The organism is Bacillus sp. FSL K6-1218 (assembly GCF_038006445.1).
Classification (GTDB): domain Bacteria; phylum Bacillota; class Bacilli; order Bacillales; family Bacillaceae_G; genus Bacillus_A; species Bacillus_A thuringiensis_S.
Window position 1 is genome coordinate 427,055 of record NZ_JBBOVE010000002.1, and the last position, 24,202, is coordinate 451,256.

Sequence of the window (24,202 nt, forward strand, 5' to 3'; positions counted from 1 at the left end):
CCAATGTAATCCTTAGATTTTTTCTTTCTATTAATTTTTTAATTTTTTAAAAAGTAAAAAAATCCAATTAAGGCCTCTTATGAATGAGATACTATTAAATCTGCTGCGGCATTAGCCCCGCCAAAAAGAATTCTTTCATCATTATATTTAAATTCAAACCTAGCAGTAATACCTAACGCTTTATTAACTCTATCTACAAATTCTTTTTTGGCTTGCTGATTATTCGCAAAATCTATAATACATATTCTTAGTTGCTTTCAATCTCTTTTTCTTGAATTTTTATACCTCTCTGTTATATAAAGTTCATCACCCATTTCCTCTTCTATTACCATTTTCTTTTTAAATTCATTATAATAAAAACTGAAAGGTTCTTGTTGCACTTTTAAAATCTTGCCACCCCCAGTGACAATTGAAGGGATTATATTCATATCAAAAATTTGCTTATAAACATCGTTTTCTCTCAAACTTTCAGTGGTAATCTTGAACAATCGACCGTCATTCAGGTCTTTAAAAGAAGATAATGAACCATGCAAATGATGTAAACGAATATTGTTAAGGTAGTTTTCAGGATGAAATTCTCTACTACGATCAGGGCCATAATAAAATTTATATTCGTTCACTATCAAACCCCATTTTTTCCCTTGTAATGAAAATCTGCAAATTGCTCTAATCTATAATAAATTAATAAAACAGTCTCCAGTAACAAATCAAAATTTAGTGTAAATAAATTAATTTCATCAGAATTATCTATGGTATATTTTAGCCAATCAACAAATCCTTCTCATTTTGTGTTAATTTCATCTTTTTCACATTTCTATCAATCAATTCCAGGATAGATACTGTGTACTCATATATAATATTTTACATTGTCTCTAAATGTTCTACAAAATGTTCATTACTAACTTTATAAGCATTCATAAAATTTTTCCCGTTCTCTTTATTTAAAAAATCATTATAATGCTTTAAAGAATCATACGCCTGCTCAATACTAGCAATTGCTTCCTCAATATCTAATTGGTTATATTTTTTCTTCATATGATATTTAATGAAGTCTCTATGTGAATCATCTACATTTACCACAGTAATTATGTAGTATAAACACCTAAAAGAAATACTTTAACTCGTAGAATACCGATAATTAAAAGGAATATATAAAACCATTTTACATTCAAGAGGTAGCATATATTCCTTCTTTTAGGAAAGAACACCATTAATTAAAAGTCACCATAGTATTTTAGCGAAAAATTTTATCATATAATGCTCTCATATAATCACTTATATCTTCATATCTTTTTTCGTCTCTCAACCTTAAAAGAGCTAATATATCAGCATCACAAAGGGTTAAAACATAACCTTTACCACTGTTTATTACATCTTTACACCTTGCTAGGTTTTGTTTCTCATCCTTAATTGATCTGCATGTTAAAATGCCAAATTCACTATAGTTTTTATGAAATCGGCCAATTAATTGATCAAATTCTGGGTTCTTTAGATCACTCGTATAGTTTTTACATTCAACAAGAATTTTTGCACATCTTATATGATGCAATGAATTTAATTCCCAAAAAAAACCTTCACTTTCCTTATTATCAAAAACAATATCAATACTTTTTCTCCCCTCATTAATTGATTCTTCTTGACGTCCTCTTCTTAGTTCTTTATCAAAGATATATTTTAAAGATTCATAAACCCAATTATGGTAATCATTTGCGTGTTCTTTTCCTGGAGTGATTTGTTCAATTTTAATAATTAATTCATTCTCATTAACTACCATTTTCTTAACAGATGGTGTTAAGCATAATTCTTTTGTACTTTTAGGAACTCTACTAGTAGCCCCTGCATTACTATTAGCAGATGATATGCGAATGTTTTTATTAACTATGTTTTTCTCCTCAGATAAATTTAAACTTAGTTGCTTGATATTTTTAGAAACTTGAGTATTAACCACTATATTACTATGAACAAATGACATGGAGCTGCTATTACTGACTATACTTTTCTTCTCACTATACTCCGTAATTTCCTTATTATTAAGAGCATCCCTTAACCTCTCTGCAAGTACAAATGCTAATTTAGGTGGGAAAGCATTCAATATTTGTCTCATTTTTGATCTTCTTGAGCCCATAAATATTATTTCTTTAGAAAACGATTGTATTACGGCAGCTTCTTCCCATAATATGGAGACATGACCTCCGTTACCATTGCTTATTAATATATTTGAGGAGCTAATAAGTGAAGGCGATACTTTATCTAAATCAATAATTGTATAATGCTTCTTGTGCTTATTTAATTTTTCATGTTCAATTAATTTTCTTTCTTCCTTATCCTCAATTACTATATCTTCCAAAACTTCTTTAACAGTATATGTGCATTCATTTTTTAATGGAAATTCATATTTTATACACAAATCTTTTCTAATACCTACCATAATTAACCTTATCTTATTTTGAGCAATTCCATAATTCTTTGAATTCATTATCTCATAAGTCACATCATATCCAATATCTTGAAACATATTTAATATGTCCTTAAAACTTTCACCTTTATTAACAGTTAATTGCGTCGGAATACTTTCAAGTAAAAAAGCCTTTGGTCTTTTTTTCCAATAATATTAAATAATATATTTAATAAATTAACACTATTATTCATATCCTTAAACCAATTTTTCACTAAACACGTACCCTGTACAGGAAACCCGCCTATTATTACATCAGAATCAGGAATTTGATCGACTTCTACTCTTGTTATATCTATATTTGCTACTTTTGCCCCTGACCAATTCCTATGAGTTTCACAGCTATCTTTATCAATATCGATTCCTAAAAGAATTTCAAAACCAGCTTGCTGAAAACCATAATCCATTCCCCCAGCTCCGCAAAGTAAAGAAACTACAGTAGGCTTTTTATAATTATTAAAATCCAAAATAATACTCCCTTCTAAGATATACTATATTTTTGCTCCACTTTAACGTTGCAATATCCTAATTTATATAACACCATTTTATATCCTTTTAATATACCTCTTAAGAAAAATAACAAAGAGAAAAAACACTGAGTGAATACAACTTTCTTTCAGTGTTCTTTTTAAATTATTAAGTTTTAATACTTTATTAATTCTATAACTTAGTATAGACCTTCATTTCTATACTAAGTTATAGTAACATCCTCAATGTTTATCAATGCATCTTAAACAAATATTAAAAGAATGTATCGATACTTTTTTATTTTCACTCTCAATTTATTTGAAGAATTTTATTGAGTTCCTTAATTGTCATAACCTTACTTTCTAGTGATACATCATATACTCTCAATTTTTTCTTTTTATCAGCATGTAAATACCAAGACTGAACGTATTCATGGTTATCTATTTCAAATCCTAATTGCTTCGGTGTAACGATAAACGTAATAGCGGGAATTGAAATGATTCCCGCTATTATTTTTTAAGATTTAAAGTTTTCATTTCTCCCTCTTTTCTCTCAAGAGTCTTTTTTTCTTTATGGATAGAGTAAAACCTTAAGTTCATGCCTCTTAACCCACAGTACATTCTTGGGTCTTTTTTTATTAGTCATTATATAAGTTGTCAGTTTGAATTATATAGCAGAGAAGTAAGGGTGAACTACTCGCCACTTAATTTATCCATTTTTATTTCCTGCATAATCTAAAAACAGGGACATGGTAGCACCAACACCTATATAGAATATAAACTTTGAAAATCTAAAATTTAACATTAATTTATTTGTATATTTTCATACCATATGTTTCGATATAATAGTTGTTAAATTAAGTAATATTATTATTGCTTTCTTAAAGATTTATAATAAAAAGCAACTAGTAAAATCAGTAAAAATTGGTGTTATTTTTCGGGTACGCTCGGCTAAATAAAATGCCGATAGAGATAAAAATTCAGCGGAGTTCTTTTCTGTTTCACCTCCGTAATTATACAAATTAAAAGAACAGGGACATATTTAGCGAAGTTCTTACCCATTCACCTTCGTAATGATATAAATTAAAAGAATGGTGATTATAATTGGTGTAGCTCTACTGTAATGAGCACAAAAAAACTGCCTCCAAATTCCTAGACTTACCTAAGAATTTGAAGGCAGTTTTTTTGTAAAGTAAAGAATTACATTCTTATCCTCTTAATACATTTACTTTTAATTCTATACTAATTTTTGTTATATATTTTTCCGAGAGAAGACTCCCTCCTTATTTAACTTCAAGGTTTGACGGCACCGGCACATAGGTAGGAAATGAATATTAGTTGGCGTAAGCTAAACTGTTTACTCATAATTTTTTTATTTTTATTATTTAAATGCACAGTGAAACGCCTATATAAGTTCGGACTTACCAATATTTGAACTATATCACTTTTTAAGTTAAAAATATTTGAGCTTGTTGAATTTTGTATACCGCTCAATTACAATCTCTCTTAATAATAATGATTAAAAAAACTGTAAAACGATTATCGTTTTACAGTTCGTTATATTTTTTATTTTTTCCAAACGCCTTTTCTACTGGATATTTCTCTGCATTCTTGCGTAATTTAGCATGAACTGCCTCTTCTAAATCAATATTTAATTTATCACTTAACATAAGCAAATAAATCATTACATCAGCTATTTCTTCCTTCATTTCTTGCATTTTCGTTTCTGTTGCTTCTTCACTTGACTTCCATTGAAAAACCTCAAGCAATTCTGATGCTTCTAAGTTTAATGAAATGGCTAAATCTTTAGCATTATGAAACTGACCCCAATTTCTCTCATCTCGAAATTTTATTACTGCCTCTTGTAAATCTTGCATTACTATTAATCTCCTCTCTATCCCTTACTATTTTTTTATATAAAACTGAACACATATAGAATCTCTTCTAATTAACCCGAATCCAGATATAGTCATCCTCATATTTAACATTTAATTTTAATCGAATCCCCTTCATATAAACCTCTAATTGTTTTATAAGGTCCTCATCATCAGGTTGATCATATCTATCTAAGTTTAAATATAACTTAAACAGATTTCCATTCGTTAACTCAAACTCCCATTTTAAAAAGTTATGTAGCATATTTTCTTTATTCATATAATTATTTGCTTCCATATAATCTAGCAATTCATATAAATTATAGTATACTAAGCTACTTGGTTTAAGACCTTCACATCTTGGGCAAAATTCTCTATATCTGTCTTGTAATTGCATAATCATTTCTGTTCCACATTGATTACAGTTATACATATAACACCCTCCTCTACTAGATATACCAATTTCTCTTCCTTATTACCTGCCCCTGAAATTATAAATTATACTATTTTATTTAATAAATATTCCTTATTCAACTTAAAGTATAATTTATTCTCCAGGTTAATTTCTATATATTTAAAATCCCCCTTCATAAAAGAACATACGCTCTTTTATGAGGGACAATCACAGTGTATGACTATTCAATCCTAACTAATAAAATCATCTCATGTGTAGTTCTATGAAGTTTTTACGCTTCAGTAAGTTGCATCAAAATGGGATTAGACCCTATGCATACAAAATTAGCAGTAGTCGGTGATGTAAATAGAAGCGGTTCAATCGTTCTAGCCGCAACTCCCCCCTTAAAAGCATTGGGTGTAAAGAAGAATGTATGGTTTGGTATTTATGAATGTAAATCAGACCGTATTTTGTACTTTGGAACATTATCCCTTATATTTTTCATTCTTACTGCTACTTATGTTATTTCTAAATTAATATGGTCATAATTAAAAAAGAGGGTGCTCACAGCTCCCTCTTTTTTTAGATAATTAAATATGCTCTCCATGATCCATAAACACTTCAATAGTTTCATTTTGTGATACGTCTTTTACATTAGTAAGACCAAAAGTAAAAACAGCAGATAACATCATCATTAATAAGATTGCTTTTTTCATTTTAGCGCCCTTCTTTCTATACTCTTTTTGTCTGCATCTAAAGCGATGTGTAAATACTTGCTGGCTTTTTCGTGATTTTCTGAACCATAGAATATATTACCTAAAAGATACGCATATTCTTTTACCCAATCATATAATTCTTCTCTTTCAAAATACGAAATACCTTCCATGACCACCTTTTCTAATTCTTCTTGTGGTGCATAGTTATGTACTGCTTTTAAAATTTGAAAATGATGACGATAACATAAATCACTAATCTTATAGCCATTCTCAATATATTCATTAGAATTATGATTGTGACCTAACGTGAACTACCCGCCACTTAACGTCCTAACGGACTGTTTGAAGTGGGGGCTTCTCGGTTAGTCGTTACTTTTGGTAGCTAACGAATTCGTCCTAAGACAGCCGAGCTAACTCCCTTGTTCCAAGGGTTATTTTATTGCTATCTATGCTAACGCTAATAGGCGTATTGCTTCATTTTTGATATTGATAGCTGCGTTATAATCTCTATCGAGATTTACACCGCATATACAAGAATAGACTCGCTCAGACAATGACATATTTTTCACATTTCCACAACTGCTACATGTTTTTGTGGAAGGAAACCATTTGTCTATTTTCACAAGCTGTTTGCCTTGTTCATTTAGTTTATAAGCTAAAAAAGAAGTGAACATACCCCAAGCATTATCAGCGACGCCTTTTCCAAAATGAAGTGCTTGCGATATTCCTTTCATATTTAGATCTTCAATAGCTACAACATCAAAATGAGTAGCTAACTCTTTAGACTTATGGTGAAGGAAGTTCTTACGTTGGTTTGCTACTTTTTCATGCAGCTTAGCTACACGTATACGTTGTTTATTCCAACGCCCTGAACCTTTTGTACGTCTTGATAATACTCGTTGAGCATTTGCTAATCGGTCTAACATTTCACGATAGAACTTAGGATAATTGGCTCTCTCATCCTCAGAACTGACGTATAATTGATCCAACGCAAAGTCTAATCCAACAACTGTTTCTACTTCTTTTTGTACAATCTCTTTTTCGTATTCAGTCAAAATGGACACATAGTATTTACCAGTAGGTGTCATAGAAATCGTACATGACTTGATTATATGGCCTTGTGGTATTTCTCTATGCTGTTTAATACGTACCATTTTCAGTTTTGGCAATTTGATATGACCGTTAAGTAACATAATATTTCCGTTCACTACATTCGTTGTATAAGACTTTCTGTCTTTTTTGCTTTTGAATGTTGGGAAGTCATTTTGACCACGAAAGAAATTTTTATAGGCAGTTTGCAAGTTTAGTTGAGCATTTGCCAAAGCTAATGAATCAACTTCTTTTAACCACTCAAATTCTGCTTTGTATTTCGCAGGAGTGGGAAGCTTTTGTTTCTTTAGTTGATCCTTATCATCTTTATGTTTTTCATACGCTTCTTTCCGTTCAACTAACATTCTGTTATACACGAAACGTACACAACCAAAGGTTTTACGCATAAGATGTGCTTGGTCTTCTGTTGGGTACAAACGAAATTTATATGCTTTATTCTGCTTTGTCATATCATTTCACCTCACTTTTCACTTTGATTTTCAATATATGTTTTTACTACGTCTATTGGCGAACCACCAGTAGTTAGCAAGCAAAAACTTCTTGACCAAAACATCTCTTTCCAAAGTTTCTTTTTCACTTGTGGAAAGTCTCTTTTAATAAGTCGAGAACTTGCACTTTTATAAGCATTGATGAATTTTGTCATTTCTGTATTAGGGTGTGCCTTGAACAAAATATGAACATGGTCTACATCATAATTCCATTCAACTAATGTGATGTTATAGTTTTCAGATAGTCGAACAAACATATCTTTTGCATAGTCTGACATATCATCATCAAACACATTTCTTCTGTATTTCACGACTAACACAAGGTGATAATACAACAAGAATACTGAATGGTTATTACTATCTAATTTCATTTATATACCAGCCTTTATCATTTATAAGACTGATTATATCAGAGGCAAAATAAAAAGGAAAACCTTTTGGCTACGCCAAACCGAAATTCATCTCCCACCTACCGTTGGGCTACGCCCTTCACACGCTTGAGAAAGGAGAATTCTTTCGGGAAATTCGTTAAAATTAGTATCAGTATCCCTCATTCCCTCGTCTACCGATTTTAATATCCATATTTCTTTAAGTGCACGTATATTTGATTTGATTTTATACGAAAAACCATGAATTATTAAAAATTTAGTTTCAGATAGAATACGTAGACCATAGGAGTTGGTTTTTCTTAATCCAGAATACATTACTGGGTCTTTTTTTATTAGTACAAGATATAAATCGTCAGTTTGAATTATATAGTTGAGAAGGAATGCTTAATAAAGAAGGAGGATCATGATGAAATATCAAACAATATTTCTCTCATTAAAAAAATCGCTTTTTATCTTTATCCTTTCTTTCAGTATGTTAATTTTCACACTCCCTACCTCTACCTTTGCACAATCCAATAGCAATGTAATTTCTGTTACAAATTACTATGTATCTCCAACAGGAAATGACCTCAATCCCGGCACATTAGATCAACCTTTCGCTACCATTCAAAAAGCTGCTAATGTCGCAAAAGAAGGAAGTACAATCTACATAAGAGGCGGAGTTTATAACCAAAAAGTTCGTGTCGCTCATTCTGGTACCTTAGGAGCACCCATTACTTTTCAAAATTACCAAGATGAAAAAGTCATTCTTGATGGTTCTAAAGTCAAGTTAGAAGATGATGGGTTATTTACAATAGAAGACAAAAACTATATTCAAGTAAAAGGATTAGAATTTCGTAACTTAAAGTCAACGAAAGTTAACGAAACCCCTATTGGTATTTATATCACTGGAACAGGAAGTTACATTGATATTAGAAATAATTATATTCACCACATTGAAGCAAATGTTAAGGATGGAAATGCACACGGTATTGCTGTATACGGTACTTCATCTAGTGCTCAAAATAATTTAAATCATATTGTCATCGATAATAACGAAGTAACAAATTTGAAATTAGGATTGAGTGAAGCCATTGCTGTGAATGGAAATGTAGATTCCTTTGAAGTTACCAATAACAAAGTACATGATAACAACAACATTGGAATTGTTCTTATTGGACATGAAGGCGTATCTCCAGTAGCTGCTTTAGATCAAGCACGGAATGGAGTTGTTCGTAATAACATTGTCCATCACAATTCATCCATCAATAATACTAGTTATAATGAATATTCAGCTGATGGTATTTACGTGGATGGTGGGAAGGAAATTATCATTGAGCAAAATCAAAGCTATGAAAATGATCTCGGTATTGAAGTAGCCAGCGAACATGCAGGAAAAAGCGCAAGCCAAATTACTGTTAGAGACAATACAATATCCAATAATATCATGAGTGGCATTGCAATTGGTGGATATGATAGTCAGCAAGGATATGCAGAAAATAACACAATTACGAAGAATGTAATTTATAAAAATGATACAAAAGATCAAGAGAGTGGCCAAATCGAATTAAATTACGATACTCGGAACAATGTAATTACCAATAACCAAATCTATGCAAGTAATAGCCGTATTTTTATTAGCAATAGTTTTAATAAAAACACTGGGAACAAGCTGGATTACAATCATTACTATGGTGAATTCGATCAAAGTAATGGCTTATGGCAATGGAAAAGAAAAACGTATAAAGGATTTTCATCTTATCAAGCAATTATGAACCAAGAAGGAAATGAACAACATAGTGAATTTAGCAAATTATCCCCTTCATTCAAACTTATTTTAAAATGAAGCGAGTTTACTAAAATGACTTTATCTTAGCACACTTCAAATCCCCTCCCCTATAATGGAAAGGATGAATTAAAAATTGCAGTTTCAATTGAAACTGCAATTTTTCCATGCCTATAAAAACTCTGTATTTATTCTTTAAGTACATAGGCGTATCTATAATTATATTAGTAAGCTTCGGCCAATTTCTCTTAATATCAAGTACTAATACCTCCACAGAAATTAATCTATTATTAATTCAGGAACAAGTATATTAAAAATATGAACCTTATTTTTAGTATTTCTTTTTATATTTAATAGCTCCTTCTCCAATATGAATAAGCAACTTTTATTATCCCTAAAGAAATAAAGAAATATAAGAGGATATTCACAAATTGTTCTGCTGTAATATATTGAAGTATGTTAAGGAGAAATAATATAACTATTCCCAGATAAAGAGTATTATATAAAAAATTAGTAGTTTTATACTGAATTTCTAAACCTCTCTCATCTCTTGCTTCTTGGCTTTTTTGAAATTTAAACATATATAATTCACTTAAGCATGATAAAACTATAATAATAATTACAGCATACTTTATAGATTCCATTTGTTTATTCCTCCTTAAATTCAAAAACTTCCTCTAATGGTTTTCCAAAAGCTTGAGCTATTTTAAATGCAAGAATTAAAGAGGGATTATATTTATTCCTTTCCATAGAAGCGATAGTCTGTCGACTAGCACCTACTCTCTCTCCTAAATCTTGCTGTGTCCAACCTTTTTCGGCACGACAAACAACTATCCGGTTGTTTAACAACTACCTCCACCTCCTATAAACATTTTATCCTATTTTTAACATTTCGCATATAATCTTTAACATATTGCGTACTATTTTTTACATTTTATTAAAAATATCATATGAGGAACATTGAATATTTGCAAGAAGTTGTCTCTTCCAACGACTAGTATTCTAGGAAATGGCAACTAAAGAAGTTACTGTTTCTTTTATTCCCCTAAAAACTGAATCGCTTTACGGTACTTCTCCAATCGTTTTAGGTCTTTATCTGTTATCCTAGCAAGTCTTGAGCGATCAGAATTATGTTTTAAGTCTGCCAGTTTAACTGTACGGGCAAGAGAATTTTCTTTCACTCTGCTCAGATACTCAAAATAAGGTGTGTATTTCTCTTTTGTCAGTACCTGCACTGCCTCAACTACGTTATGAGGTATACCAGCATTTAATAAATCAGCAGCTGTTATCTCAGTATCTTCCAGAACATCATGCAAATAAGCAATAGCCTTCTCTTCAGCCGTATTTACAAAACTAGCAACTGCCTCAGGGTGTTTGATATAATCCCCACCCGCTTTATCTACTTGTCCAGCATGGGCTTTTTTGGCTATCTCATGAGCTATTTTTATATAATTAGGTAACATCGCAAAAACTCCCTTTCTTTAAACAAAATCTCCCCCTCTAGCAAGCTGTTCTAAAAGTGAAGGAGGAAAATATTGATATAATCCCTTAGCAAATCATTGAAGTTCATCTTGAAACAAAAAATTTATAAAAAATGCCATCCTCTCTGTATATCTCTACAAAAAGAATAGCGTTTTTTGGTTATACAGATACAATTTTATTTTAATTTGAATTACGCCCTTTTCTCTTACGGGTATTTACTATATTAATGAAGAAAATTAGTCCGAAGATAAGGAATAAAAATGGGTGTACCCATGTTCTAAAATTAACAAGACTTATAATAAACATTATAATGCAAAGGATACAACCTATAATATCAATGCTAAAAGATAACTTCCCCTTTATTGTTTTCATTTTTAACTATTCCCTTTCAGATGCCACCTTTAATTTATAATTCTCAATATAATATACGTTTCAATTTTTAACTTTTTTACATTTAATTACTTTTTTAGTTCTGGTGCAACAAATACCGTTATTATGTGCAACCGGATAGCAAGATAGCAATAACCCCTGAAATTAAAATTAAATCTGAACAGATTGAAGAATCCACTACAAAAAAGCTACCGAAGCAAAAGTAAACAACATATAGATTTTAATTATATTTCTCAACAACCAAAATTACTTAATGTGGCAAAATAATACTCGGGTTGGCACCCAATACCATATTACGATGGTTCCAGTCGCAGTAAGGCACCTTTGGGTGTCTTTTCTTTTGTTTGAAACATATTCTGGCAAAATACCTGTATCTTTGTTAATTTACGACTCACATAAACCAACAAACTTCGTATATATAATTTGTTACCCTAAATGGGTTGAAAATACGAACAGTTATAGGAGGATTTTGTGAATGGTAAAAACAGCTTGTGTAAGTATTATTACTGGAATTCTTTTAATATGTTCAACAGGATGTGCCACTCAAACTGATTCTATTACAGCTAAAACTCAATCAATAGATGATGGCACATATACAACAAAAGAGATCACAGACGCATTTCCTGTAGGAACACCCATAACTACTTACATTCAAAAAGAAGAAAAACTGAACGTAAAACATCTCACCAATATTTCACTTACAGATGGCGGCGTCGGTAGAGTTCTGGAAGCAACAGATGGTTTTGTTGTCGTATGTGGGGATGAAAAAGGAGTTTTTGATGTGTTAATATTTAAAACCATGGAAGATGTAAAGAAATATGAACAGAGTTTAAAGCGATAATTAATATCCTCCTTATGCCTTTTACACAGACATTGTCCTCTTGCTCTTGCTATGGCTTTTTCTAAGTACAGTATAATTGCGTCATGAATACACACACGTTATAATAGTCACCTAATTACATATTAAGAGGTGCAGAAAATGAATAAAACTGAATTAACAAAAGTAGTAGCAGAAAAAGCTGAACTTACACAAAAAGATGCTGCAGCAGCAACACAAGCATTATTAGATACAATAACAAATGCGTTAGCAACTGGAGAGAAAGTACAGATTCTTGGTTTTGGTACATTTGAAGTACGTGAAAGATCTGCACGTACAGGACGTAACCCACAAACAGGTGAAGAAATGCAAATCGCGGCTTCAAAGGCACCTGCTTTTAAAGCAGGAAAAGAATTAAAAGAGGCAGTGAAATAATTACACATAGTCAAAAGGCTTTCCACGCCCCAGCTTTGCCCCCTACCCTTCGCATATCCTGTTTTGGCTAGCTAATCTGGTTTGTTAAGGGGGGAAAAGAGAAGGAGGGCAAAAAAAAGAATCCTTTAAAGACCAGGATTCTTTTTTTTGAAGTATCGCCTATTGTGAAGTATTTTTATAAGAATGTGTAGTAGAAGGTTATAGCAAATCCGATTATAAAGAGTAATGATACGAGGAGATAAACTCTTTTTTTGTTATCTTTTGCTATTATTTTATCTAGTGTAATAAAAATACCAACAATACCTGCGATTAATGCGAATTTAGAGAATTCAGATGGATATGTGAAGGCAACTACTGCGAAACAAGCAATAATCAATGTTAGTCTATAAAACAGTATTCCTTTAGACATTTCCATTTGAGGAATCACACCCTTCTTTTTATATTTGACTAGCAGCGCAACCAATTGCGTAACCAGCTAGACATCCAAGACAATCACCACATGCATATGGACTAGCAAATAAACATCCTCCACATGCACCTTCTCAAGCCCATTTAGCCCATTGAGGCATAGTTTTCCAGTTGTTTTTAATACAACGTTGAACATCTTCCCAGTAACCTGCTTTTGCATTGTTTTCTTTTAAGATTGATTCACTTTTTCCATCAGTGAATCATTTCATCTGATTAAGTTTTCCATCTTTTGAATTTAGGTCTAAAAATGTAGGGTCTGCAAACTTACTTTCAGATTCGTTAAATCCTACAGTTAGATATTGTTTTGTATCATTAGATTTAGGGTTTTCTTTTGAAGGAATTATGATAGCCGATGTTTTATTCTCTTTATAATCGACTTTAACAGCTTCTTTCCATTCAAAATCTGCTGTGGAATAAATACTTAATTTGTTTTGTTTAAGATCAGTTAATTGTTTTTTTACTTTGTCCAAAATTTGTTCGTCAGCAAATTTATTTGTTTCATTTTTCGAAAGATTTTCTGGTTTTTTACAAGGTACACAATCGTTCTTTTTTTCTTTGGTATTATTATTAATATTGTTACTAGTATTATCTTGTGCAAAAACTTTTTCTAAATTTAGTGAGTATGGTTGAAAAACTCCAAAAGCTAATATAACTATGACAAAAACTAATCCTAAAATTTTTTTTCAAACTAATACAGCTCCCTTATAAGTATAATTTCTCCTCACCTCCATAACAGAACAAAAAATGAAAATTTTTAATGTTTTTCTAATAATCGTAATATGCTGTTAGTTTAGAGAACTTTGATATATTCCGTTTTTCATTTATTTAAAAATCAGATTATAAAAAAACACCTTCAAGAATGAAGGTGTTTTTTTCTTATAAGTCAGCGTGTGTTTGTAATAAATAATCTGGTCTTGCTGGTGCACCTCCACCGTCTCCTATATTTACAGCTTGATTTTTAAAAGAGTCGTTTAGCCCTAACGATAGGATACTAATTAAAGATATTCCAAGTATAGTTAGATAGATTTTTTTCATTATTTTAACGCTCCTTTTTCTAATTCATTTTTTTGAGCTGTATTGCTCATGTAAAAATATTGACTTGCTTTGTTATGGTTATTTTCTTCATAAAACTTTAGAGCTAAGATATCAGCATATTCTTTTACGCATTCCCATAGTTTTTCTTGTTTGAAATAAGTAATACCTTCTGAAATAAATATTTCTAAAGTTAATGTAGGGACATTATTGTTGAGGGCTTTTAAAATTTTAAAACGATGTTGGAATTCTTGATTGTTAAAATCGTTACTAAGTTTTAATCCTTTTTGAATTAGTTGATCGCTGTAATTATGGTCATTTATCTTATAGTATTCATATGCTTCTACGAAAAATGCTTTGAAATGGTTTGGATTGTTCTTTGTTACTTCAGATACATGACGAATCGCGAGTTTAGATAAATTTTGTTTTGAATATAACCAAGCTAAATTATGTCTTACCATAAGGATAGAATTTTTATGGTTATTTTTTTGGAATGTGTCTAGTGCCTTATTAAATGACTCCTCAGCTAATTCGAAATGTTTTAAATCAATACAACACAGACCTATAAAATTGTCACATAGTGCTACATTTATTTCATAACCTTCATGTTTTAAAAATTCTTCTTTAGCTAATTTTATATAATCAAGAGCTATTACTTGTTTATAGATTTGATAATAAAAATATCCCATTCGATAATTAAATTCAGCATGTTCTATTGGATCAGGAATGTGTATTAATAGTTCTTTAGCTTTTTAATAGTGTTCACTTGCTTCAGTGTAATTGGATGTTAAAGTAGAATGGAATGCTTTAAAGAAGTGATAATAATAAGCTAGAAAGTCATCTGCTGGAGTTATGAAATTATCCATTTCATCAAAACTGCTTTCGTTAATACTTATCCAATCTGTTAATGCTTTGTATCTAAAATCTAATAAAGAATAATATAAGAGTACGCTTTGATTTTCTTTGACATTGTTAATTTCATTGTCTATATACTCTTTTAATTGTTTTGCTTTAACTAATTGTTGTTTTAACATGGATTGATACCAGTCGTTTAATAATTTTGTTATTTGTTCATTTTCTAGTTGAACATTCATAGAATCTTCCCCTTTTCCAAAATTATCTATATCTAATATAAAACCATGGTATCATGGTATTACATTAGATTAACCTTTAAATAAGTTGATATATATAATTTCGAATATTCTGTTTGTTTTACCTTTAATTTTATTGCAGCCTTTATTTAGTATAGTTTTAGCAAAAAAATACTAATAAATCCAGGGCACATTTATGGACAGGATGAAGGATATTACATACGTTTATCATACACCTATGCTTTAATTTTATATTTATTAAATTTAATATATTAATAATTAGAAATATCCCATACACTTTAATGTGAGGTCATTGCCATCAAGTTAAGGAATTCATTATCCTAAAAACGAAAAAATGATTTCTCATAAATTGGTGTAAAGAAATAAAAATTTTCTTTTTTTGGGTATGTTAAAATTTTAGCTTGATGGACATATGTCACGCCCCCTATTACTGATTGTTGTTAGAACTGCTGCTCCCACAAGGAGATTATCTGAAAAAAATTATTTTTAAACAAAACCTCTTTATAAAAGAACACAAGTTCGTATATAATGAGAACAAACGTTCTTTTGATTTAGGGAGGAATAAAAGTGTATGACTATTCTATCTTACCGAATAGAATCATCTTATGTGTTGATTTACGTAGCTTTTACGCTTCTGTAAGTTGCATCAAAATGGGGTTAGATCCTATGTATACAAAATTGGCAGTAGTCGGTGATGTAAATAGAAATGGTTCAATCGTTCTAGCTGCCACTCCACCATTACAAGCATTGGGTGTAAAGAAGATGGCAAGATTATACGAGATTCCTCGCAGAAAAGACATTCTTGTTGTAAATCCGATTATGGGTACATACATTAAATGCTCTAATTACATAACAAAGTTAGCTTTGCAGTACGTTCCTATTGAGGATTTTCACCAATATTCCATCGACGAGTTCTTCATGGATATTACGGATAGTATTCATTTGTTTGCTAACAATCCCTATGAATTTGCGTTGACATTTAAACGTGAAATATATGCAAAAACACGGATCGAATGCACAATAGGAATTGGCCCTAACCCTTTAATGAGCAAAATAGCTTTAGATATTGAAGCCAAGAAGAATAAAAATGGCATTGCTTATTGGAAATATGAAGATGTCCCAACAAAATTATGGAGCATACGTCCACTAAATAAATTTTGGGGCATATCCTATAAAACAGAAGAGAAATTAAATAGAAAGGGAATACACTCTATTGGAGATTTAGCAAATTATCCTCTTAAATACTTAAAACAGAACTTCGGAAAAATTGGAGAAGAATTACATTTACATAGCCATGGAATTGACTTTAGTCGCATTTCAGAAAAATATGTTCCTGCCACAACTTCTGTTGGAAAAAGCCAAATACTCATGCGCGATTACACAATAGAAGAATTTCCGATTATTCTACTGGAACATATTGAAGAAGTTTGTTATCGGCTTAGAAGACAAAATAAACTTGCTCAAACTGTTCAATTTTCTGTTGGTTATAGCAAGAGTTATAACGGTGGTTTTAGAAAAACACATACTTTAAGTCGTCCAACTAACCTAACAATGGATATTTATAAGATCTGTACATACTTTTTACATCAACAATATACCGGAGAGCCCATTCGCAGCATAAACATATCCTTAACAAACCTCCTTCAAGAAGGAGAAGAACAAATTTCTCTTTTTGATAACATAACGCAGCGAGAACAAGAAGTAAAATTAACAAAAGTAATGGATGAAATACGCACAAGGTTTGGGAAGAACAGTATATTGCGGGGAATTTCCTACACGCATAGCGCCACAGCTAGATACAGAAATACACTAATAGGGGGACACAAATCATGAATAACGCTAATATGCCAAAAGGAAGAAAAATGGTCAAGTGGACTCCGTTCGCTGCATTAACATCTCAATTTGATGGGATACGTGAAATGATTAAGGAACAAAACAAAGTAACCCGTCCGATCTTAACAACTGAGGAAAAAGAACGAATTGAAAACATGCTATTATGTTCCTTAGTATCTGAAGAAGAAATAATGATTACATATTATGAGGATGGTTATTTACTCACTAGTTATATTACCGTTGTTGATATTGACCCTTCAAATAGCGCTGTTATATGTACGGATGCTTTTTATAATAAGATGAAACTACAATTTTCTAATATAATAGATGTTAAATAGAATAAATTTACGTAAACATGTTTAAATCATTATAAAGGAGCATAAAAGAATGCAAGAGGCTCAAATAAGAAAGAATGCAGTAGGAGCAATTATTCATAATGATATTAAAAACTATCCCTATTTAAATATACCTATGGTTATTAAAGAGAAAGATGGACAGATTTATGAAGTTATAAACACTGGTTTTCACACTAATAATGCAGTAAGAATGATAACAACGGACGATTTTGCTACAACCAGAGTAAATGCACCGATTGTAACTGTAAAAAACAGTGATGGTAATATTCAAGTATACCGCTTGCCTTTAGAATTGGAATCTTGGGTAATTTCTTGTATGCAGGCTGCTTCTGCAGGAAAAATTTCATTTCCATGTAAAGTTTCCTTTGGGATTATAGATACAAAATATTATGTTGAATTCATTTAAAATTGGAATACATTTAACATTTGATGTAAATAAAGACGGAACACCAACATTTTGCAAATTCTGTACGTCAAGACTAAATCTCTTAATCAAACCATATTTTATTATACGTACCAAAACTAATTACCAACAACAAAATAGCCTAAAAAATATTAAACATCCTTTATTAACGATATTATTAATGTCAAATAAAAAAAGAAGAGAGAAAACATTCTCTCTTCACCAATAATATTTTACAGAGTAAGTAGGGTAAAAAACTATATAGAGATGAACCACGAAAATACTTTACCTAGTGAATTATATCATAAATCACTCTAAAAAATACATATCACATACAATTTTGTTTCATTTATGACAAAATTGTTAAATATTTGAATGCAGAAAGGCTTTATATCTAAATGAATAGAAAGGTGTTGGTGTGGTAATAAAATTTAAGGAGGCTTTCTATTATGTTTTCAAAAAAACAAAAATTATTAACAGTAATTACAACATTAACATTAGGGTGCGGATTTACTTTTGGCATAACACCTGCTTCTGCGGATACTGCCAATAACACTTCTCCAATTAAGGAGGAACAGGTACGAATACAAATACCTTTCACGGGCTATGTTATTTCAGCAGACGATAATTACTTAATTGTTGCTGATACTTTTACGAAAGAAGAAGCACTTTATTATCAGAATAATTGGTGGGAGCTAGTTTCCCAAAATAAAATTTTAAGAGTACCTGTATCCAATGGTGAAAACTACAAATTAGGTGAAAAATTAAACGTATACGCTGCTGCTTGGACTTACTCTTTACCACCAATCGCTATAATGCCAACAATTGAAAAAGTAGTTGATTAAATACTGCTTATCTAATAAAAGAAACATTGCCCTAATTAGAGCAATGTTTCTTTTCCTCATTTGACATTAGAAATTGAAATGGATGAGAACAAATTTGGAATGCTATTCTCAAAAGCTAATGTACAGGAAGGGATTAATTCATATATTCTTTCTTGCATTGGTTTCTTATCTACTTCTCCAAGTTCGTTCAAAAGTTCATTCTCTTCTGAAGACTCATCTCTATTGATTAACACCCTTAACATATCTGAGTTAATGATTTCATGAGGCGAATGAACTAGCCCATTCATCATTATATATTTTTGGAGCATGGTAGACTTACCCTCCCTTGCTTGCTTTACAGCTTGTTTAAGATATAAATCAAAATATTTCTGTGCAAATTCCACACCTTTTAGTGGAACGGCTCCTACATGTTCAACACCTTTCCAACGTAAATCTGCAATTGAACTCAGCCACCATGCCGGCTCAATAGCTTGTTGCATACATTGCAGTACCTTGCGTTCGAATCCAGGTTTATGAGTAGAATGTTCTTTTAAACAAGTATCTAACATTTCAGCTTCAATGGCGGCTACGGTCATCCCCTGTCCATAAATGGGATCAAAGTTACAAAAAGCATCACCTAACACTAATAATCCAGATGGCCAATTTTCCATTTGTTCAAAATGTTGACGAGTGGACTCCTGCGCTCTAAATCCCCTTGGGACACTAATTGGTTCTAACTCTTTAATTAACTCCCTCATCATAGGGGTAACTAAAGAATCCAGTTCATTTTCATATTCTTTTGAATTTGTTGGTGGATAATGCGTACCTCCAGCAACAAATAGTAGCGCTTGAGCTATGTTATCTTCAATATATAATAAACCTACAGCACCAACGTTTTTAGCAGGATCTCCTTCAGAAATTGCACTCAATTTCTCTTTGATATGTGAAGGTACTTTATAATATCTCGTGCTATATCCGAAATTCACCTTTAAACGTTCTGGTTCTGGAACATCATAGCCCATAGATGTAAGCCATTTATTGAGTTTAGATTGACGACCACATGTGTCAACTACCAAATCGGTTAACACAGTTCGCTTTGTTTTTAATTCGTCCCGTTCTTGAATATTAATTCCAATAACACGCTTGTGATCAGACGAAACTAAAAGGCCTGTGACTACTTGCTTTGAATAAAAATGTACATTAGGAATTTCTTGCACACGTTGGCGGATTGTCCATTCTAACAATGCCCGACTGCTTGCTGCACCTTTTCGTTCTATAACTAGTTCCAGTGCCCCATACGGAGAAAATCGAATCATTTTATCATTCTTGACATTATGGGCCCCTAAATTTAATAAATCATCAACATATCCAGGAAAGAAACGGTTCATAATTATTTCTCCACGTGGTAATACACGATGAGGATGAAAGTCTTGGGGTGTACCTGGACGTTCAGATGGTTTTTGAGGTAACTCATCTTTTTCAACAACTATCACTGTCTCAAAATAACTGGAAAGCACGCGTGCAGTAAGTAAGCCTGCAATACCAGCTCCAATCACAAGTGCCTTTTCTCTTTTTTGCTGTTGATATAGTAATTGACTATCCATCAATAATCTCTCCTCTTTCTAAAAAGTATGTTTGTTCAACATGAATCTATTAAAACTTTTCCAGAAATCAGAATAAACGAATGATGATTCTTCATTATTTTAATCAAGGTGGTTCAAATCAGAAAGTACACTCAAATGAGTATCATTTTTTAACAAGATTCAGGTTCATATAACCTGTATAACTGCTCACCGTTTATAATAGTCTTTTTTAAATACCGCTTTATTCACCCTCCTTTTATATTTTTTATAATTTGCACCTTAAATGTATCACTTTTGTTATCCCTATAAATATTTAGGGTTTTTAGAAATATTTATTTATTTTTTGGTAATATTAGGATTCTATTTTATCAAATAAAAACTAGAAGGTTTGAGAGAAGTATGTAATAATGCATAATAAATCAACTGGATATTATGATATACTTTCAAAGAACTGATACAAAATTTCTTTAGATTGGAAAACTAAAGTCTTATCTACCTATTTGTGGGGACGCCTTATGGCGTCTTTTCTTTTTTAATATAAAAACCCCCAAGCATTCATATGCTTAAGGGTTTATCAATTGAAAGGTAGAGCTGTTTGGAATTCCTTAAATTAAGAACAAAGCGGGATTACTCCTAAACCAATTAATAAAGCTGCAGCAAACGCTGGAATTGGCGCAGGAATCTCCGATACCTTCTACAACTAAAAAGTATTGTCCATTTACTACTTTAAAACAAACTAATTGTATGGCTAATCCTCCCTTATGTTAGGATTAATACATTATATTAAATAACCCCGTTATCGATATAATTAAATAGTTTATTTTTCAGAAAATGTGTACAACATTCAGGGGAAGCACATTAAATTATCTTTCCTTTATTTTCAAAAGGGCCTGCTCAATTCATACGTAAAAACATAAGGTAAAGTGAACCTATTAAAACACATGGAATGGCCCCTAGTCTTTTTCTCTTATCTAAAGGAGGAACTATTATTATGGGATATGGTGGTAGTTGCGGCGAAGGCTGCGGTTTTGCTGGAGGCTTTGCTTTACTCGTTGTACTCTTTATACTATTAATCATTATCGGATGCAGTTGCTTCTGCTAAAAAACTATTAGAAAAGGCACCTTAGAGTGTCTTTTCTTTATTTCTCAATATAAGAGCTATAAAAATATGATATGGTTTTAATAGTAATTCCCTTGTGTGCAATGAGATAGTATTACCCAACAAAAAACCCACCTATTTCCGTAGGTGGGCCTTATCTTTATTACACAATCCAAATTATACTCTGATTTTTTTATAAACTTTATGCAATTATACATATCTGCAAAAAATTACACCAAATAAATATTACATATAGTAAAATAATAAACGTGGATACATTCTATAAAGCAGATTCTTTTGAAAGGCGTAACATATCAATCATTATAGAAGGTGTGGCGTCACTCTAATACTGATCTCAAATCTCTTGTACTTTGTGAACTAACAATCTGGTGTATAGATGATTCTGTTTTATAGGATGTGTTTACACGTATAACAAAGGGATAATATGATAAGTTTATACTAAATGAACGTGGTTCAAGTCGGAAGAAGGCATCTTAGGGTGTCTTTTTTTGTACATAATAAAAGCCTCACCATCCTCTGGAAACGGTAAGTCCTTTAAAACAAATAACAATTGCAACTATATTAATTTTACATTACATTAAAAGTTAGAGAAAACTCTTATACTAATACAGTGCTTAATAGTAGGTGGAAAAATGGAATTTTACGATTTGGGTATTACCATTAAAGAACTTAGAATTAAAAAAAATATATCACAATCCGAATTATGTCATGGAATATGTTCACAAAGCCAAATTAGCAAGATCGAAAAAGGTGTGATTTATCCATCTAGCATATTGTTATATCAATTATCTGAAAGACTTGGGATTGATCCAAATAATATATTTGCACTAACTCAAAACAAAAAAATTAAATATGTAGAAAATGTAAAATATGTAATAAAAGATTGCTTAAAACAAAAACAATATAAAGAACTTTATGAAATAGTAAAAAAAGAGAAAAACTTAAATAATTTTCAAACAAAAGAAGAGCAACAATTTCTAATATGGCATGAAGCAATTGCTATATTTGAGGTAAATAGATCAACCAAAACTGCTTTAACTCTTTTAAATCATGCATTAAAACTAACTTTAACCAATTCTGATTTTTTATCAGAAAGAGAAATAGATATTATGCAGACAATGGCTATATTTCATGGAGAAAATAAAGAATATGAAAAAAGTATTACTATATTAAGAAGATGTTTAACTAATTTTAATAAGTTAAATTTTCCTAGAGATAAAGAAATTAAACTAAAAATCATTTTAAATTTAGCAAAATCTTTGGCCTTCACATATCAACATGAAGAGGCAATAAAATACATTGATAAGGGCATCAAATTAGCAATTAATCTAAATACTTTATACCTATTAGGTGAACTATTCTATTTAAAAGGTCGGTTTTTATTAAAGATTAAACAACACAATGTAGAAGATGTTGTTTATAACTGGAAAAAAGCATTATTTATATTTGAACTAACAGAAAAAGAATATTATACAAAAATGATACCAGATCAACTTATTGAAATACAAAATAAAAAACACTCATAATTTCGTAAAAGCTACTTAAAAAGCCCACAGGAAAAGTTCCCGTAGGCTTTACATTTATAAACATATTATTATTTTGTATAAAACCGCATTCCCAATGGATTAGATAACTATCTAATCCATTGGGAATGCGGTTCACTTAGGTCATTAATGTTTCAGCTATCTTCTTTATTTGAAAATTACATCTACCATACTAATTTAATATTATATTCCTGAAGCCAACCATTAACTTGAAGTAAATAATCTATTATACCTCGGGCATCATTACCTGAAATTACTTCGTCTTTTCCTTCTGCAATAGCACGAACTCTTTCTACATTAATTAATGGCAATATAGGTGATTCAGGATTGTTCAACACATGTAACATCCAATCACTAATACCTTGTAGATAAGAGGCATCCTTTGTGCTTGGATATGCACTTTTTTTGCGATAACGTACATCTTCTGGAAGTACATTTTCAAAAGCTCGACGTAAAATACCTTTTTCAATATTGTCTATGCTTTTCATTTCAAATGGGACATTCCATAAGTATTCTACAAGCCGGTAATCGCAAAATGGAACTCGTACTTCAAAGCCATTCATCATACTTGTGCGATCTTTTCGTTCTAGCATAAATGGCAAGAAACGTGTAATAAACATGTAAGACATTTGACGTTGCTTCATCTGCAGATCACTTTCACCTTCTAAAAAGGGAACCTCAGCAACTGCATCTTCAAATTTTTGTTTTTGATATTTTTCAGGGCTAATCTTCGCTTTAAAATCCTCTGATAAAATTTCTGTACTATACCATAAATTAACACTCCAAGGGAATATCTCTGCATCTAGAAACTTCTCTTGATGGAACCATGGATATCCTGAGAATACTTCATCTGCGGATTCGCCTGAAAGTGCAACTGTTGCGTCTTTTTTCATTTCCTTAAATAGCAAATAAAGAGACGTTTCTAGTTCTCCAACTCCAGGTAGATCACGCGCTCGCATTGGAGTTAATAAATACTCTATTAAACTATCTGATCCTAACTCTATAGAATGATGCTTTGTTCCTACATATTCAGCCACACGTTTCACCCAAGGTTCATCACGATCAAAACGAAGGAAGTCTTGCTCAAAGTCTTTTTCATCATTGATGAAATTCAGGGAATATGTATGAAGACGTTCCCCTTTATT

Annotated in this window: 26 protein-coding genes and 3 pseudogenes; 10 read left to right on the top strand and 19 right to left on the bottom strand. The window is 31.3% G+C overall.

Annotation, left to right across the window (positions count from 1 at the left end; all coding sequences use genetic code 11):
- Positions 1 to 257 precede the first annotated feature (257 nt).
- From MHI26_RS30120 to MHI26_RS30145, 6 genes are all read right to left on the bottom strand, one after another.
- Positions 258 to 620 carry a hypothetical protein gene (locus tag MHI26_RS30120; protein ID WP_061667249.1) on the bottom strand — a complete coding sequence of 121 codons (363 nt, stop codon included), beginning with the start codon at positions 618 to 620 and terminating at the stop codon, positions 258 to 260.
- Between the two features lie 241 nt (positions 621 to 861).
- Positions 862 to 1,035, bottom strand: coding sequence for a hypothetical protein (locus MHI26_RS30125; protein ID WP_176521564.1), 174 nt, complete (start codon positions 1,033 to 1,035; stop codon positions 862 to 864).
- Between the two features lie 199 nt (positions 1,036 to 1,234).
- Positions 1,235 to 2,569, bottom strand: coding sequence for a DNA cytosine methyltransferase (locus MHI26_RS30130; RefSeq protein ID WP_340809281.1), 1,335 nt, complete (start codon positions 2,567 to 2,569; stop codon positions 1,235 to 1,237).
- On the bottom strand, positions 2,554 to 2,922 hold the full coding sequence (locus MHI26_RS30135) for a DNA cytosine methyltransferase (protein WP_061667252.1): 369 nt from the start codon (positions 2,920 to 2,922) through the stop codon (positions 2,554 to 2,556). The genes MHI26_RS30130 and MHI26_RS30135 overlap by 16 nt, the downstream gene beginning before the upstream one ends.
- Before the next feature lie 1,547 nt (positions 2,923 to 4,469).
- Positions 4,470 to 4,799 carry a nucleotide pyrophosphohydrolase gene (locus MHI26_RS30140; RefSeq protein WP_048565551.1) on the bottom strand — a complete coding sequence of 110 codons (330 nt, stop codon included), beginning with the start codon at positions 4,797 to 4,799 and terminating at the stop codon, positions 4,470 to 4,472.
- A gap of 67 nt (positions 4,800 to 4,866) precedes the next feature.
- Entirely contained in the window at positions 4,867 to 5,229 is a 363-nt protein-coding gene (locus tag MHI26_RS30145) for a hypothetical protein (protein ID WP_061667253.1), read from the bottom strand.
- A 194-nt stretch (positions 5,230 to 5,423) separates the two neighbouring features.
- On the opposite strand from MHI26_RS30145, the pseudogene MHI26_RS30150 reads away from it, so the two are divergent.
- Positions 5,424 to 5,618, top strand: a pseudogene (locus MHI26_RS30150) (DNA repair protein); the annotation flags it as partial.
- Between the two features lie 162 nt (positions 5,619 to 5,780).
- On the opposite strand, the gene MHI26_RS30155 reads toward MHI26_RS30150, so the two are convergent.
- The 4 genes and pseudogenes from MHI26_RS30155 to tnpA all read right to left on the bottom strand — a co-directional run bounded on the left by MHI26_RS30155 (position 5,781) and on the right by tnpA (position 7,875).
- Complete coding sequence (locus MHI26_RS30155) at positions 5,781 to 5,906, bottom strand: hypothetical protein (RefSeq protein WP_000709205.1); 126 nt, start codon at positions 5,904 to 5,906, stop codon at positions 5,781 to 5,783.
- Positions 5,903 to 6,217 (bottom strand): annotated as a pseudogene (locus MHI26_RS30160) (hypothetical protein); the annotation flags it as partial. The gene MHI26_RS30155 and the pseudogene MHI26_RS30160, both read right to left, overlap by 4 nt.
- A 135-nt stretch (positions 6,218 to 6,352) precedes the next feature.
- Positions 6,353 to 7,465, bottom strand: coding sequence for an RNA-guided endonuclease TnpB family protein (locus MHI26_RS30165; protein WP_061667254.1), 1,113 nt, complete (start codon positions 7,463 to 7,465; stop codon positions 6,353 to 6,355).
- 11 nt (positions 7,466 to 7,476) lie between these two features.
- On the bottom strand, positions 7,477 to 7,875 hold the full coding sequence (gene tnpA, locus MHI26_RS30170; RefSeq protein ID WP_061667255.1) for an IS200/IS605 family transposase: 399 nt from the start codon (positions 7,873 to 7,875) through the stop codon (positions 7,477 to 7,479).
- A 424-nt stretch (positions 7,876 to 8,299) separates the two neighbouring features.
- Here tnpA and MHI26_RS30175 point away from each other — a divergent pair, with 424 nt between their 5' ends.
- Positions 8,300 to 9,718, top strand: coding sequence for a right-handed parallel beta-helix repeat-containing protein (locus tag MHI26_RS30175; protein ID WP_061667257.1), 1,419 nt, complete (start codon positions 8,300 to 8,302; stop codon positions 9,716 to 9,718).
- Positions 9,719 to 10,008: 290 nt separating this feature from the next.
- On the opposite strand, the gene MHI26_RS30180 is transcribed toward MHI26_RS30175, so the two are convergent.
- From MHI26_RS30180 to MHI26_RS30190, 3 genes are all read right to left on the bottom strand, one after another.
- Entirely contained in the window at positions 10,009 to 10,302 is a 294-nt protein-coding gene (locus MHI26_RS30180; RefSeq protein WP_061663387.1) for a hypothetical protein, read from the bottom strand.
- 4 nt (positions 10,303 to 10,306) lie between these two features.
- Complete coding sequence (locus tag MHI26_RS30185) at positions 10,307 to 10,507, bottom strand: helix-turn-helix transcriptional regulator (protein WP_000933886.1); 201 nt, start codon at positions 10,505 to 10,507, stop codon at positions 10,307 to 10,309.
- A 188-nt stretch (positions 10,508 to 10,695) separates the two neighbouring features.
- Positions 10,696 to 11,121, bottom strand: a complete 426-nt coding sequence (locus MHI26_RS30190; RefSeq protein WP_061667258.1) for an HD domain-containing protein — start codon at positions 11,119 to 11,121, stop codon at positions 10,696 to 10,698.
- An 884-nt stretch (positions 11,122 to 12,005) separates the two neighbouring features.
- Between MHI26_RS30190 and MHI26_RS30195 the strand changes: the two genes are divergently transcribed.
- Together MHI26_RS30195 and MHI26_RS30200 are read left to right on the top strand one after the other, a co-directional pair.
- Positions 12,006 to 12,371 (top strand): hypothetical protein, encoded by a 366-nt coding sequence (locus MHI26_RS30195; protein ID WP_061667259.1) that lies wholly within the window; start codon positions 12,006 to 12,008, stop codon positions 12,369 to 12,371.
- Positions 12,372 to 12,509: 138 nt separating this feature from the next.
- Positions 12,510 to 12,782 (top strand): HU family DNA-binding protein, encoded by a 273-nt coding sequence (locus MHI26_RS30200; protein ID WP_001043943.1) that lies wholly within the window; start codon positions 12,510 to 12,512, stop codon positions 12,780 to 12,782.
- 175 nt (positions 12,783 to 12,957) lie between these two features.
- Here the strand turns inward: MHI26_RS30200 and MHI26_RS30205 are convergent, their stop codons facing one another.
- The 4 genes and pseudogenes from MHI26_RS30205 to MHI26_RS30220 form a co-directional block, all read right to left on the bottom strand.
- On the bottom strand, positions 12,958 to 13,197 hold the full coding sequence (locus tag MHI26_RS30205) for a hypothetical protein (protein ID WP_002182105.1): 240 nt from the start codon (positions 13,195 to 13,197) through the stop codon (positions 12,958 to 12,960).
- Positions 13,198 to 13,450: 253 nt separating this feature from the next.
- The gene (locus MHI26_RS30210) at positions 13,451 to 13,720 is read right to left on the bottom strand and encodes a hypothetical protein (RefSeq protein WP_225988089.1); all 270 of its coding nucleotides are present in this window, start codon (positions 13,718 to 13,720) and stop codon (positions 13,451 to 13,453) included.
- A gap of 406 nt (positions 13,721 to 14,126) precedes the next feature.
- Positions 14,127 to 14,285 carry a Phr family secreted Rap phosphatase inhibitor gene (locus MHI26_RS30215; protein ID WP_000725639.1) on the bottom strand — a complete coding sequence of 53 codons (159 nt, stop codon included), beginning with the start codon at positions 14,283 to 14,285 and terminating at the stop codon, positions 14,127 to 14,129.
- Positions 14,285 to 15,376 (bottom strand): annotated as a pseudogene (locus tag MHI26_RS30220) (response regulator aspartate phosphatase). The gene MHI26_RS30215 and the pseudogene MHI26_RS30220 overlap by 1 nt, the downstream one beginning before the upstream one ends.
- 585 nt (positions 15,377 to 15,961) lie before the next feature.
- Between MHI26_RS30220 and MHI26_RS30225 the strand changes: the two are divergent.
- The 4 genes from MHI26_RS30225 (at position 15,962) to MHI26_RS30240 (ending at position 18,831) form a co-directional block, all read left to right on the top strand.
- Complete coding sequence (locus MHI26_RS30225) at positions 15,962 to 17,227, top strand: Y-family DNA polymerase (RefSeq protein ID WP_000272584.1); 1,266 nt, start codon at positions 15,962 to 15,964, stop codon at positions 17,225 to 17,227.
- On the top strand, positions 17,224 to 17,565 hold the full coding sequence (locus tag MHI26_RS30230) for a YolD-like family protein (protein WP_001057820.1): 342 nt from the start codon (positions 17,224 to 17,226) through the stop codon (positions 17,563 to 17,565). The genes MHI26_RS30225 and MHI26_RS30230 overlap by 4 nt, the downstream gene beginning before the upstream one ends.
- Positions 17,566 to 17,614: 49 nt before the next feature.
- Positions 17,615 to 17,989 carry a hypothetical protein gene (locus tag MHI26_RS30235; protein WP_001154606.1) on the top strand — a complete coding sequence of 125 codons (375 nt, stop codon included), beginning with the start codon at positions 17,615 to 17,617 and terminating at the stop codon, positions 17,987 to 17,989.
- Between the two features lie 446 nt (positions 17,990 to 18,435).
- Positions 18,436 to 18,831 (top strand): DUF3221 domain-containing protein, encoded by a 396-nt coding sequence (locus MHI26_RS30240; protein WP_061667260.1) that lies wholly within the window; start codon positions 18,436 to 18,438, stop codon positions 18,829 to 18,831.
- Between the two features lie 56 nt (positions 18,832 to 18,887).
- Here MHI26_RS30240 and MHI26_RS30245 read toward each other — a convergent pair whose 3' ends face one another.
- Positions 18,888 to 20,414 carry an NAD(P)/FAD-dependent oxidoreductase gene (locus MHI26_RS30245; RefSeq protein WP_061667261.1) on the bottom strand — a complete coding sequence of 509 codons (1,527 nt, stop codon included), beginning with the start codon at positions 20,412 to 20,414 and terminating at the stop codon, positions 18,888 to 18,890.
- A gap of 970 nt (positions 20,415 to 21,384) precedes the next feature.
- Here MHI26_RS30245 and MHI26_RS30250 point away from each other — a divergent pair.
- A complete protein-coding gene (locus MHI26_RS30250; RefSeq protein WP_000540371.1) occupies positions 21,385 to 21,495 on the top strand; it encodes a YjcZ family sporulation protein in 111 nt (36 codons plus the stop codon).
- Between the two features lie 650 nt (positions 21,496 to 22,145).
- Positions 22,146 to 23,039 carry a helix-turn-helix domain-containing protein gene (locus MHI26_RS30255; RefSeq protein ID WP_097888979.1) on the top strand — a complete coding sequence of 298 codons (894 nt, stop codon included), beginning with the start codon at positions 22,146 to 22,148 and terminating at the stop codon, positions 23,037 to 23,039.
- A 182-nt stretch (positions 23,040 to 23,221) separates the two neighbouring features.
- On the opposite strand, the gene MHI26_RS30260 is transcribed toward MHI26_RS30255, so the two are convergent.
- A partial coding sequence (locus MHI26_RS30260) for an asparagine synthetase B family protein (RefSeq protein ID WP_340994809.1) occupies positions 23,222 to 24,202 on the bottom strand: 981 nt, incomplete at its 5' end.

Bases quoted from the DNA above. Each gene is read 5' to 3' on its own strand.
- MHI26_RS30190 (WP_061667258.1), bottom strand. From the start codon at position 11,121: ATGTTACCTAATTATATAAAAATAGCTCATGAGATAGCCAAAAAAGCC.
- MHI26_RS30145 (WP_061667253.1), bottom strand. From the start codon at position 5,229: ATGTATAACTGTAATCAATGTGGAACAGAAATGATTATGCAATTACAA.
- MHI26_RS30140 (WP_048565551.1), bottom strand. From the start codon at position 4,799: ATGCAAGATTTACAAGAGGCAGTAATAAAATTTCGAGATGAGAGAAAT.
- MHI26_RS30125 (WP_176521564.1), bottom strand. From the start codon at position 1,035: ATGAAGAAAAAATATAACCAATTAGATATTGAGGAAGCAATTGCTAGT.
- tnpA (WP_061667255.1), bottom strand. From the start codon at position 7,875: ATGAAATTAGATAGTAATAACCATTCAGTATTCTTGTTGTATTATCAC.
- MHI26_RS30165 (WP_061667254.1), bottom strand. From the start codon at position 7,465: ATGACAAAGCAGAATAAAGCATATAAATTTCGTTTGTACCCAACAGAA.
- MHI26_RS30200 (WP_001043943.1), top strand. From the start codon at position 12,510: ATGAATAAAACTGAATTAACAAAAGTAGTAGCAGAAAAAGCTGAACTT.
- MHI26_RS30230 (WP_001057820.1), top strand. From the start codon at position 17,224: ATGAATAACGCTAATATGCCAAAAGGAAGAAAAATGGTCAAGTGGACT.
- MHI26_RS30155 (WP_000709205.1), bottom strand. From the start codon at position 5,906: ATGAAAAAAGCAATCTTATTAATGATGATGTTATCTGCTGTTTTTACT.
- MHI26_RS30215 (WP_000725639.1), bottom strand. From the start codon at position 14,285: ATGAAAAAAATCTATCTAACTATACTTGGAATATCTTTAATTAGTATC.
- MHI26_RS30175 (WP_061667257.1), top strand. From the start codon at position 8,300: ATGAAATATCAAACAATATTTCTCTCATTAAAAAAATCGCTTTTTATC.
- MHI26_RS30250 (WP_000540371.1), top strand. From the start codon at position 21,385: ATGGGATATGGTGGTAGTTGCGGCGAAGGCTGCGGTTTTGCTGGAGGC.
- MHI26_RS30235 (WP_001154606.1), top strand. From the start codon at position 17,615: ATGCAAGAGGCTCAAATAAGAAAGAATGCAGTAGGAGCAATTATTCAT.
- MHI26_RS30255 (WP_097888979.1), top strand. From the start codon at position 22,146: ATGGAATTTTACGATTTGGGTATTACCATTAAAGAACTTAGAATTAAA.
- MHI26_RS30245 (WP_061667261.1), bottom strand. From the start codon at position 20,414: ATGGATAGTCAATTACTATATCAACAGCAAAAAAGAGAAAAGGCACTT.
- MHI26_RS30180 (WP_061663387.1), bottom strand. From the start codon at position 10,302: ATGGAATCTATAAAGTATGCTGTAATTATTATTATAGTTTTATCATGC.
- MHI26_RS30205 (WP_002182105.1), bottom strand. From the start codon at position 13,197: ATGGAAATGTCTAAAGGAATACTGTTTTATAGACTAACATTGATTATT.
- MHI26_RS30195 (WP_061667259.1), top strand. From the start codon at position 12,006: ATGGTAAAAACAGCTTGTGTAAGTATTATTACTGGAATTCTTTTAATA.
- MHI26_RS30240 (WP_061667260.1), top strand. From the start codon at position 18,436: ATGTTTTCAAAAAAACAAAAATTATTAACAGTAATTACAACATTAACA.